The organism is Pseudoxanthomonas mexicana (assembly GCF_010093385.1).
In the GTDB taxonomy this organism is placed as follows: Bacteria; Pseudomonadota; Gammaproteobacteria; order Xanthomonadales; family Xanthomonadaceae; genus Pseudoxanthomonas_A; species Pseudoxanthomonas_A mexicana.
The window spans coordinates 1-9626 of record NZ_PDWV01000084.1; the positions used below are offsets into that span (position 1 = coordinate 1).

Here is a 9626-nt window from a genome sequence, read left to right on the forward strand (position 1 = left end):
CTCCTTGACGATACGTTTCGAACAGCCGGCCAGCCCCAGGGCCGCCAGCAACAGGCAGAGCATTCGCCGCATTCATCACCCCATCGAAAGACGCCATGGCCGTCCACGTCCCCCGGGACGGCCCGCGCGGTGATGGTATAGCAGCCCGGAGGGGCGGCGCGAACCTCGGCGCCCCTCCCGCCTGGGCGACCTGGCTGCGCATTCCGGCGACCTCGCGGGGGCCCGCGGCGGCGCGAAGTCCTTGAAAACAGGCGCTTGGCCCCTTTCCCCCGTACGGCCAGCGGTAATGCGGGCTATCGTGTACGCCTGCGGACCGCGCTCCTGATCCGTCTCCTCCTTCCTCCGGATACCCACTGCCCATGGCAAAACCCAACTACTCCTTCGAAAAACGCCAGCGCGAACTGGCCAAGAAAAAGAAGAAAGACGAGAAGGACGCCAAGAAGCGGGCCGAGCGCGAGGCCGCCCGCCCCGACGCCGAATCCGCCGCGACCGGATCCGACACCGCCTCCGAATGAGTGAGGGCATCCCCACGGCGCCGCAGGTCTGGGTGGATGCCGACGCCTGCCCGGGCCCCGTGAAGGAGATCCTGTTCCGCGCCGCCGAGCGCGCGCAGGTGCAGGTCACCCTGGTTGCCAACCAATGGCTGCGTACCCCGCCCTCGCGCTTCATCCGCGCGCTGCAGGTACAGGGTGGCTACGACGTGGCCGACGACGCCATCGCCGAGCGGGTGCGCAGCGGCGACCTGGTCGTCACTCAGGACATCCCGCTGGCGGCACGTGTGCTGGCCAACGGTGCCCAGGCGATCAACCCGCGCGGCGACCGTTACACGCCGGACAACATCGCCGAGCGCCTGTCGATGCGGAACTTCATGGACGAGCTGCGCGGCGCGGGCGTGCAGACCGGCGGCCCGGCCGCGTTCAACGCGCGCGACCGGCAGGCGTTCGCCAGCCAGCTGGACCGCTGGATCGCCTCGCGACGCTGATGCCTGAACTGGAGTTCCGCCCCGTCTTCCATCTGGTCCTGCACGTCATCGTGCCGCTGGCGGTGGCGCGCCTGGTCTGGCCGAAGGACTGGAAACGCGCGGCGCTGTGGATGCTCGCTGCCTGGGTGATCGACCTCGACCACCTGCTCGCCGACCCGGTCTACGCGCCCGGTCGCTGCAGTCTCGGCTTCCACCCGCTGCACACCTGGCCGGCCATCGCCGTGTATGCGGGCCTGAGCGTGCCGAAGAAGACGCGCTGGTTCGGTGTTGGCCTGCTGGTCCACATCGCGCTGGACGGGCTCGATTGCCTGCTGATGTAGCCCCTTCGCTCCCGCCGCGCCGGGCCGGACTCTGACCGGCGCGTTCAGGTCCGAGCGTCCCTGGCGGGCGCCGGGGGCCGCAAGCGCGTAGGATGGCCGGGCTTCACTCTCTGCGTCCCGTCCGACCGCCGACAACGTTCGCCCGCTGCGCTTTCCTCCATGCGTCAGGCCCCGCCGGGCAGACGCCCTTCCGGGAGCGCCCGATGCCGGCCACACCGTTATCCCTCGTTTCCCGTCCCGTGGCGGGCACCGCCTCACCGCGTCGATCTCCGGTGCCCGCATGAACGCCGTCGCCGTCCCCGCGGTCCCGCTGTGCGCGCGCTGCGACGCGGTGTGCTGCCGCCTGACCGTGGTGCTGCAGCCGGAAGACCGCATTCCCGCGCACCTGACCACGCATACCGACGCCGGGCTGCACGTGATGGCGCGCGACGAGGAGGGCTGGTGCGTGGCCATCGACGCCGCGCACATGCACTGCTCCATCTATGCCACACGCCCGGACACCTGCCGACGCTTCGTGATGTCCGGCCCCTACTGCCGCGACGTGCGCGAGGACTACCTCGACCGCACCTCGCGCGGCATCCCTCTCATCTTGTACTGACAGGAGCTCCCATGGCCCGCCCCCGCAAGACCACGCCGGATGGCGTCCCCGCAACCGATGCCTCCCGCGGCGCCAGCCGCGCCTTCGCGCGCCGCCCCGCCGGCGATCGCGGCGCCCTGACCCACGATGTCCTGGCCGCGGACCTGGACGCCTTCCGCCAGGCCGGTGGCACCATCGAGGTCCTGGGCACCACGCTGTCCTGGCGGAAGAAGTCCGTCTAGCGCCGCCTGACCGGGGCTAGCCCGCGAACACCGGCTCCAGCATCCGGAACGTGCCCGCGTCCGCGTCCATTTCCACCCGGCCGCCGACCGGCACGATGAACTGCTGGCGGATGTGGCCGATCATCGCCCCGCGGTAGGCGGGCACCTTCAGCGGCTTGAAATAGTCGTCAAAGATCTCCGGCAGCGTCAGCGACCCGTAACCATTGCCCGGATCGCACTCGGTGCACTCGCCGAAGATCACGCCGGCCACCTGGTCCAGCGCACCCATCAGGCGCAGCGTGCTGAGCATGCGGTCGATGCGGTACGGCGCTTCGGACACGTCTTCCAGGAACAGGATCTTGCCGCGGAAATCCGGCAGGTACGGCGAGCCGGCCAGCGCCACCAGCACCGACAGGTTGCCGCCCACCAGTTCACCCTGCGCCTTGCCGCCGGTGATGGTGACCGTGCGGTTCCGCCGCTGCACCAGTTCGTCGCCCTTGTCCGCGCTGTTGCGGTATTCCATCTGTTCGCGCTGGAAGAACACGCGGCGGAACTGGTCCGCATTGAAGCTGTTCCAGCTGCCGATGCCGATGGGGCCGTGGAAGCTGACCAGTCCGGCCTGCGACAGCAGCGCGTTGTGCAGCGCGGTGATGTCCGAATACCCCAGCAGGATCTTCGGATGGCGGCGGATCGCCGCATAGTCCAGCAGCGGCAACAGGCGCGCCGCGCCAGAACCACCGCGTGCGCAGACGATCGCCTTGACCTCGCGGTCGGCGAACATCGCGTTGAGGTCGCCCGCGCGCTCGGCGTCGCTGCCGGCCAGATGCCCGCGCCGGGCGCCCAGATGCGGCCCCACCTTCACCTTCAGGCCCAGGGCCTCCATCGCTTCCTGCGCCAGTTGCAGATCCAGCGGCTCGTCGGTGGCGGCGGACGGACTGACCAGGCCGATGGTGTCGCCGGGATTCAGTGCAGGCGGCAGCAGGCGCCTGCGCGGCGCCGCCGCGAACGCCTGCGCGCCGCCGACCCACGGCAGCATCAAGGACGTGGCGGCCAGTGCCGCGCTCCCGAGGAAATGTCGTCTATGCATGGTGCTGCCTGTCGATGGACTGCAGGCAGCTTAACAAGCCGGCGTGGGGGCGTGCCCCGTCAGCGCTTGCAGGTGTTGACGCCCAGCAGACCGTACAACGGGCAGAAATTGAACAGGCCGGTGACCAGCGGCACCACGCCGACCCACGCCCAGACCGGCCCGCCCGTGAGCACCCAGCCGATCAGCAGCACGCCCACCATGATGCGGGCCCATTTGTCGAAACCGCCTACGTTCGCCTTCATCTGCGCACCCTCCTCATCCGATGGAGGCAGCATGCGCGCGCCACGATCGGCCGGCATTGATCGCGATCAACTCCGCGCCGTGTCGAATCCGCCCTGCCCCGCTCGTCGCTCATGCAAGGCGGACCCCACCGATCCGCACGGAAACCTCCCATGCGCACGCTCATCGCCGCCGTCATGACCAGTCTGGACGGCGTCATCCAGGCCCCCGGCGGCCCCGGCGAAGACCGCAGCGGCGGTTTCGCCCTGGGCGGCTGGGCCTGGCCCTATGCCAGCGACGGCGAAGCGATGGACGGGCTGTTCACCCGACCCTTCGCGCTGGTGCTCGGACGCCACACCTACGACATCTTCGCCGGCTACTGGCCGCAGGTCGCCAGCGACGCCCCGCACGGCGCCATCGCCGATGCCTTCAATGCGGCGACCAAACACGTCGCCACGCATCGCCCGGACACCCTGGCATGGGCCCACAGCCATGCGCTGGACGGCGACGTGGTCGACGCGCTGCGCGCGCTCAAGCGCACGGACGGCCCCGACCTGGTGACCCAAGGCAGCAGCGTGCTGCTGCACCAGTTGCTGGCCCGCGATGTCGTCGACGAACTGCGCCTGCTGGTCTATCCGATCGTGCTGGGCCGCGGCAAGCGCCTGTTCGATGACGACGCGCAGGCGGCCGCCTTCCGCCTGGCCGGCACGCGCGCCACGCCGACCGGCGTGATCGTCAGCCGCTACGAACGCGAGGGCGATGTCCGCACCGGCTCCTTCGCCGCCGGCTGAGCCCGTTGCCCGCTTCACCCTGTCTTTCCCCACGGACGCGAGGCGCCGCCCTCCCCTCCCCAACCTTGGAGCATTCCATGACCCCGAAGAACACCCTCTGCCTGTGGTTCAACCACGACGCCGAAGAAGCCGCCCGCTTCTACGCCGCCACCTTCCCCGACAGCCGGGTGAAGGCCGTGCACCGCGCACCGGCCGACTATCCCAGCGGCAAGGAAGGCGACGTACTGACGGTGGAGTTCACCGTCTGCGGCATTCCCTGCATCGGCCTGAACGGCGGCGATGCTTTCACCCACAGCGAGGCGTTCTCGTTCCAGATCGCCACCGACGACCAGGAAGAGACCGACCGCCTGTGGAACGCCATCGTCGGCAACGGGGGCCGCGAGAGTGCCTGCGGCTGGTGCAAGGACAAGTGGGGCCTGAGCTGGCAGATCACCCCGCGCGTGCTGACCGACGCCATGGCCCATCCCGACCGCAGCGTCGCCCGGCGTGCGTTCGAAGCCATGATGACGATGGGCAAGATCGACGTCGCCAGGATCCAGGCCGCTGTCCGCGGCTGAGACGCGTCGCTCAAAGCCCCAGATGCTCGTGCAGGGCGCACCGCACGCGTTCAGCGTAGGCCTGCGAGCCGTAGCAGCCCGCGTCGAACACGCCGCCCGGGCCGGCGGTGGCGGCCAGGCCCGAGAACGTGGGCCGCGGCACGATGACGACCTGCCATGGCGCTTCGTCGTGGTCGCTGTCCTGACTGCGTCGCACCTCGACAGCCGCCACGTTCGTCGCGCTCAGGCGGGTGCTCGTCGACCGGCCCCACGCGCGGCGCTCGACGACGATGGTGTGGGGCGCGTACGTCCAGCTGTCACCCCAGCCGGACAGCCCGGCGCGGATGAACTGCACGCCCACATAGCCTGCACCGCCCACGATGACGGCGAACACCGGCGTGGCTATGCTGGGTGGCCACAGCCCGCGGCCCAGTTCCCACAGCGGCATGACGATGGCGAACGCACCCGCCGCCACACAGCCCACGCGCACCGGCCACGGGAACGCGCGACGCACCAGCGGCAGGTCGGAGTCCAGGGCGTCGATCTCGTCGTGGGCCATGCAGGATGGTAGCCAGAATCCGCCTTCCCCCGTCACCGGCACGCGCCTGGCCGGGCGACACGTCGCCCCCGACTCACATGACCTCTGCGCCATGACCGCCGCATGCCGCTCTGTATACTCGGTCACACTCGGCGGGTGCCCCTACCCGCCTCGAATCACGGAGCGATGTCATGGGTCTTGTACAGGCGGTGGTGGGTGCGGTCGGTGGCGTGCTGGGCGACCAGTGGAAGGATTTCTACACGGTGCCGCAGGGCCTGCCGGCGACGGCGGCGCTCTTCGCCGCGGTGCCGCAGGGCACCAATGCCGGCCGCGGATCCAACACCAGCGGTTCGACCAACATCATCACCAACGGCTCGAAGATCGTCGTGCCCGAGGGCTACGGCCTGCTGCTGATGCAGGACGGCGCGATCACCGCGTTCGTCGCCGAGCCGGGCGGCTACGAATGGCGTTCGGATGACATCAACTCCAAGTCGATCTTCGCCGGCGACGGCCTGGTCTCCACCTTCATCACCCAGAGCTGGGAGCGCTTCAAGTTCGGCGGCCAGCCGGGCTCGCAACAGGCGGCGTTCTTCGTCTCGCTGAAGGAACTGCCGGACAACCGCTTCGGCACCCAGTCCGAGATCTACTGGGACGACGGCTTCCTCAACACCCAGGTCGGCGCGATCACCCGCGGCACCTACACGCTGAAGATCGTCGACCCCATCCTGTTCGTGAAGAACTTCGTGCCGGCCAGCTACCTGCAGCCGGGCAAGGTGTTCGACTTCACCGACCTGGACAACGCTGCCGCCAGCCAGCTGTTCAACGAAGTGGTGGGCTCGCTGGCGCCGGCCTTCAGCCTGTATACGAACGATCCGTCCAAGGGCAACCGCATCACCAAGATCCAGCAGGACTCGCTGGGCTTCGCGCAGAGCCTGTCCGCTGCGGTGGAACAGGGCTACCACTGGAGTTCGGACCGCGGCCTGGCCATCGTCAAGACCGCCATCGTCTCCATCGAGTACGACGCCAACACCCGCGAACTGCTGAAGACCGTGCAGCGCGCCGATGCGCTGTCCGGTTCGCGCGGCAATTCCAACCTGCAGGCCAGCGTGGCCCAGGGCATCCAGTCCGCCGGCGAGAACGGTGGCGCGGCCGGCCTGATGGGCATCGGCATGGCGTCCGGCATGATGGGCGTCGGCGGGCTGCAGCAGCCGGCCACGCCGGCCGCACCCGCCGCGGACGATCCGGTCGCCAAGCTGCAGAAGGCCAAGCAGATGCTCGACCTGGGGCTGATCACCCAGGCCGACTACGACGCGCTGAAGGCGAAGGCCCTGGGCCTGTAATCCGCCTGCCGTCCATGTCCACCCCGAACCGTCCGGCGCCCCCGCCGCTGCCGCCGGCCCCGCCCACGGGGCCCGGCTCGCCGCAGGAGGTGCCGCCGCTGCCCGGCACCTTCCCGATCGATGCCGCCACCCTGCCCGACGCGATCCGCGAGGAGATCGAGGCGCCCGATCCGGTCGCCATCGACACCGCCTCCGCCGAGCTGCGCGACGGGCAGAACCATTGCCCGAAGTGCGGCGCCACCGACATCCGCCACAAGATCGGCAGCGACCTGCTGGTCTGCCTGTACTGCCGCCACGAGTGGGACGGCGCGCGCGTGGAGGAGGCCTTCGGCTTCGGCACCGGTCACGCCGACCTGCGCGGCACGGTCATCGCCTCCGGCGCGCGCGACATCGATGCCGATGCCGCGGCGCTGATGACCTTCAAGTGCACCGGCTGCGGCGCCGAGGTCACGGTGAACACCGAGAACGCGATGACCGCGCGCTGCCACTGGTGCCGCCACGTGTTCGGTGTGAACGAGCAGATCGCCAACGGCGCCGTGCCCGACGCGGTGCTGCCGTTCCACATCAGGAAGGACGATGCGGTCGCGCGCATCCGCCAGTTCGTCGACAAGCGGCGGATGTTCGCGCTGAAGGCCTTCAAGGAACAGTTCACGCCCGAGAACGTCGTGGGCGTGTACCTGCCCTACATGATCGTGGACGGCAACGCGAGCGCGGAGGTGTCGGGCAAGGGCGAGATCCTGATCCGCCGCTACACCCGCGGCACCGACAAGAACAAGAAGACCTACTACGACGCCGACCTCTACCAGGTCGAGCGGCAGGTGGACTTCACCGTGGACGACCTGCCGCTGGAATCCTCGCGCGAACGCGGCAACCTGGACACGTCCGTCAACACCCAGAACATCATCAACACCATCCTGCCGTTCGACACCAAGAACGCGGTGAAGTGGAACGCCTCCTACCTGTCCGGCTTCACCTCGGAGAAGCGCGACACCGACGTGGAACAGCTGCGCCCGCGGCTGGAGGACCAGTTGCTGTCCATCGCCCGCGCGCAGGTGGAGGACTCGGTGCGCCGCTACGACCGCGGCGTGCGCTGGGAACAGGAACGCCTGGACGTGCACGGCACGCGCTGGGTATCGATGTACCTGCCGGTGTGGCTGTACTCGTACCACCAGCCCGGCAAGAACGGCGGCCTGCTGCACTACATCGCGGTCAACGGCCGCACCGGCGAAACCATGGGCAGCGTGCCGGTGCAGCACTGGAAGCTGCTGCTGGCGGCGCTGACGGTCGGTACCTTCCTCGAGGGCATCGCCCTCGCCATCCTCTGGGCAGGCGCATGAGCGACGACAACGGTCTATGGCTGCTGGCGCTGGGCCCCGCGGGTGCCAGCGCGCTGTACTGGGCGCTGTACCGCTATTACCGCAACACCGACAAGTCGCACGCCTTCGAGCGCGAGACCGACGTCGTCGCCCAGCCGGTCACCGGCTCGGACCGCAAGATCGACGAGATCCGCGGCACCCAGCGCAGCGGCATCGACGGCGACAACGTCCACGCCTACCGGCAGCGCGTGCAGCGCGTGCGCGGCGACAGCGGCTAACGGGGCCACGTGCGGAGGCGGGATACCGCTTGCGTAGGCTGGGTTGGCTCCATCAACCCAGCATCGCGCGATCCTTGAGATCGCAAGATCCCTGCGACACCCAGGTAGGCTTGCCAACCCAGGGGCCGCACTCGATCGACGCAGGGCGCCGGGTTTGGCAACCCGGCCTACGACAAGCGCAGCGCCGCATCGCGCCAGCGGTTCCCCGCTAGGCCAACTCCAGCTCGGCGCGCGTGGTGGTGCGGTGCGCGGCGCGATACGCCGTCGGCGTGCAGCCCGTCGCCGCCTTGAATGCGCGGTTGAACGGGCCCAGCGAGGCGAAGCCGGCATCGCCGCTGATGTCGAGGATGGTCGCGTCGTCGTCCGCATCGGCCAGCCGCGCGCAGGCATATGCGATGCGGTGGCGGTTGATCATCTGGTTGAAGTTCTTCTCGCCCAGCCCCTGGGGGATCAGGCGGCTGAGCCGGTGTTCGGCGGTACCGAGGCGATGGGCGAGATCGGCGACTTTCAGTTCGGGCTCGCGGTACACCTGCAGCGTGTCGAGCTGGCGCTGCAATGCACGCGCCAGCCGCGCATCCTCGTCGCCGAGCGGACCGGGCACCGCGCGCGGTGTGGGCTGCGACGCGACCGTCGCCACCGGGACACGGCGGCGGTGCCACAGCGCGGCATGGGTGAACAGGATCATCGCCATCGCGCACAGCGGGATCACCTCGGCCCGCACCGAGGCCAGCCACGGCCAGGCGGCGGCCAGCGCCCCCAGCAGCGTGGCGGTCAGCACGCAGGTGGCGAACAGCAGCATGAAGGCTACGCGCAGGCGGCGTTCGGCGCGGGGCAGCGAGGACCAGCCGCCACGCAGCGCTTCCAGGAAGGTCAGTGCCAGCAGGGTGGAACTGGCCAGCGTCAGCAGGCTTTCCACGCCCGCCACCCACGGCGACACCGCGCCGTGCGTCCCCAGCGTGCCGCCCCGGTAGGCCGCGATCAGCAGCGCCACACCGCCGGCCACCAGCACGTGCACGCGGGACACCCCACCGTCGCCGCGGAACAGCGCCCGCGACACCAGCCAGAAACCGTTGCAGGTCGCACTGCCGCCGATCGCGACCGCCCAGCGCATCCACGCGGGCGCGCCGTCCATCCAGGGCGACATCAGCGACAGCGCCATCGACCCGCTGACCACCGCGAACACGATCTCGGCATCGCGCCGGGTGCGTTGCCCCACCAGCACCAGCAGCGACGCCACCGCCACCGCCACGGCGGCACCGGTGGTGATGGCCTGCCATTCCTGCATGATCGCGCCCTCCTGATGCTTACTCTTATACACATCTCACGCATGTAAAAAAATCTATACCAATTCAAAATCAAGGATTATCTAGCTCACAATAAGCTACAAAGTAAGATCTAGCATAATATATGAAGATTGTCTA

General features: G+C 69.1%; 14 protein-coding genes. 10 read left to right on the forward strand and 4 right to left on the reverse strand.

Annotation, left to right across the window (positions count from 1 at the left end):
- The first annotated feature begins 359 nt into the window (after positions 1-359).
- From CSC76_RS18920 to CSC76_RS18170, 5 genes are all read left to right on the forward strand, one after another.
- Positions 360-515 (forward strand): hypothetical protein, encoded by a 156-nt coding sequence (locus CSC76_RS18920; RefSeq protein ID WP_202923569.1) that lies wholly within the window; start codon positions 360-362, stop codon positions 513-515.
- Entirely contained in the window at positions 512-982 is a 471-nt protein-coding gene (locus CSC76_RS18155) for a YaiI/YqxD family protein (RefSeq protein ID WP_162111363.1), read from the forward strand. The genes CSC76_RS18920 and CSC76_RS18155 overlap by 4 nt, the downstream gene beginning before the upstream one ends.
- A gap of 8 nt (positions 983-990) precedes the next feature.
- A complete protein-coding gene (locus CSC76_RS18160; RefSeq protein WP_162111376.1) occupies positions 991-1302 on the forward strand; it encodes a DUF6122 family protein in 312 nt (103 codons plus the stop codon).
- A 280-nt stretch (positions 1303-1582) separates the two neighbouring features.
- Positions 1583-1900 (forward strand): YkgJ family cysteine cluster protein, encoded by a 318-nt coding sequence (locus CSC76_RS18165; protein WP_162111364.1) that lies wholly within the window; start codon positions 1583-1585, stop codon positions 1898-1900.
- An 11-nt stretch (positions 1901-1911) separates the two neighbouring features.
- Positions 1912-2121, forward strand: a complete 210-nt coding sequence (locus CSC76_RS18170; RefSeq protein ID WP_162111365.1) for a DUF1839 family protein — start codon at positions 1912-1914, stop codon at positions 2119-2121.
- A 16-nt stretch (positions 2122-2137) separates the two neighbouring features.
- Here the strand turns inward: CSC76_RS18170 and CSC76_RS18175 are convergent, their stop codons facing one another.
- Both CSC76_RS18175 and CSC76_RS18180 read right to left on the reverse strand, forming a co-directional pair.
- Positions 2138-3187 carry a S66 peptidase family protein gene (locus tag CSC76_RS18175; protein WP_162111366.1) on the reverse strand — a complete coding sequence of 350 codons (1050 nt, stop codon included), beginning with the start codon at positions 3185-3187 and terminating at the stop codon, positions 2138-2140.
- Between the two features lie 59 nt (positions 3188-3246).
- The gene (locus CSC76_RS18180) at positions 3247-3429 is read right to left on the reverse strand and encodes a YgaP family membrane protein (RefSeq protein ID WP_162111367.1); all 183 of its coding nucleotides are present in this window, start codon (positions 3427-3429) and stop codon (positions 3247-3249) included.
- 150 nt (positions 3430-3579) lie between these two features.
- Here CSC76_RS18180 and CSC76_RS18185 point away from each other — a divergent pair, with 150 nt between their 5' ends.
- Both CSC76_RS18185 and CSC76_RS18190 read left to right on the forward strand, forming a co-directional pair.
- Entirely contained in the window at positions 3580-4197 is a 618-nt protein-coding gene (locus CSC76_RS18185; RefSeq protein ID WP_162111368.1) for a dihydrofolate reductase family protein, read from the forward strand.
- Positions 4198-4274: 77 nt separating this feature from the next.
- Entirely contained in the window at positions 4275-4754 is a 480-nt protein-coding gene (locus tag CSC76_RS18190) for a VOC family protein (protein ID WP_162111369.1), read from the forward strand.
- A gap of 10 nt (positions 4755-4764) precedes the next feature.
- Here the strand turns inward: CSC76_RS18190 and CSC76_RS18195 are convergent, their stop codons facing one another.
- A complete protein-coding gene (locus CSC76_RS18195; RefSeq protein ID WP_162111370.1) occupies positions 4765-5292 on the reverse strand; it encodes a hypothetical protein in 528 nt (175 codons plus the stop codon).
- Positions 5293-5462: 170 nt separating this feature from the next.
- Here CSC76_RS18195 and CSC76_RS18200 point away from each other — a divergent pair, with 170 nt between their 5' ends.
- Genes CSC76_RS18200 through CSC76_RS18210 form a run of 3 tightly spaced genes read left to right on the forward strand, consistent with a single transcriptional unit; the run spans position 5463 to position 8205 of the window.
- On the forward strand, positions 5463-6611 hold the full coding sequence (locus tag CSC76_RS18200) for an SPFH domain-containing protein (RefSeq protein ID WP_162111371.1): 1149 nt from the start codon (positions 5463-5465) through the stop codon (positions 6609-6611).
- 14 nt (positions 6612-6625) lie between these two features.
- Positions 6626-7948, forward strand: coding sequence for a TFIIB-type zinc ribbon-containing protein (locus CSC76_RS18205; RefSeq protein ID WP_162111372.1), 1323 nt, complete (start codon positions 6626-6628; stop codon positions 7946-7948).
- The gene (locus CSC76_RS18210; protein ID WP_162111373.1) at positions 7945-8205 is read left to right on the forward strand and encodes a hypothetical protein; all 261 of its coding nucleotides are present in this window, start codon (positions 7945-7947) and stop codon (positions 8203-8205) included. Before CSC76_RS18205 ends, CSC76_RS18210 begins: the two co-directional genes overlap by 4 nt.
- 208 nt (positions 8206-8413) lie before the next feature.
- Here the strand turns inward: CSC76_RS18210 and CSC76_RS18215 are convergent, their stop codons facing one another.
- Positions 8414-9490 carry a helix-turn-helix domain-containing protein gene (locus CSC76_RS18215; RefSeq protein ID WP_162111374.1) on the reverse strand — a complete coding sequence of 359 codons (1077 nt, stop codon included), beginning with the start codon at positions 9488-9490 and terminating at the stop codon, positions 8414-8416.
- Between the last annotated feature and the right edge of the window lie 136 nt (positions 9491-9626).

Coding starts and splice junctions, on each gene's coding strand:
- CSC76_RS18920 (WP_202923569.1), top strand. CDS start 360: ATGGCAAAACCCAACTACTCCTTCGAAAAACGCCAGCGCGAACTGGCC.
- CSC76_RS18155 (WP_162111363.1), top strand. CDS start 512: ATGAGTGAGGGCATCCCCACGGCGCCGCAGGTCTGGGTGGATGCCGAC.
- CSC76_RS18165 (WP_162111364.1), top strand. CDS start 1,583: ATGAACGCCGTCGCCGTCCCCGCGGTCCCGCTGTGCGCGCGCTGCGAC.
- CSC76_RS18170 (WP_162111365.1), top strand. CDS start 1,912: ATGGCCCGCCCCCGCAAGACCACGCCGGATGGCGTCCCCGCAACCGAT.
- CSC76_RS18175 (WP_162111366.1), bottom strand. CDS start 3,187: ATGCATAGACGACATTTCCTCGGGAGCGCGGCACTGGCCGCCACGTCC.
- CSC76_RS18180 (WP_162111367.1), bottom strand. CDS start 3,429: ATGAAGGCGAACGTAGGCGGTTTCGACAAATGGGCCCGCATCATGGTG.
- CSC76_RS18185 (WP_162111368.1), top strand. CDS start 3,580: ATGCGCACGCTCATCGCCGCCGTCATGACCAGTCTGGACGGCGTCATC.
- CSC76_RS18190 (WP_162111369.1), top strand. CDS start 4,275: ATGACCCCGAAGAACACCCTCTGCCTGTGGTTCAACCACGACGCCGAA.
- CSC76_RS18195 (WP_162111370.1), bottom strand. CDS start 5,292: ATGGCCCACGACGAGATCGACGCCCTGGACTCCGACCTGCCGCTGGTG.
- CSC76_RS18200 (WP_162111371.1), top strand. CDS start 5,463: ATGGGTCTTGTACAGGCGGTGGTGGGTGCGGTCGGTGGCGTGCTGGGC.
- CSC76_RS18205 (WP_162111372.1), top strand. CDS start 6,626: ATGTCCACCCCGAACCGTCCGGCGCCCCCGCCGCTGCCGCCGGCCCCG.
- CSC76_RS18210 (WP_162111373.1), top strand. CDS start 7,945: ATGAGCGACGACAACGGTCTATGGCTGCTGGCGCTGGGCCCCGCGGGT.
- CSC76_RS18215 (WP_162111374.1), bottom strand. CDS start 9,490: ATGCAGGAATGGCAGGCCATCACCACCGGTGCCGCCGTGGCGGTGGCG.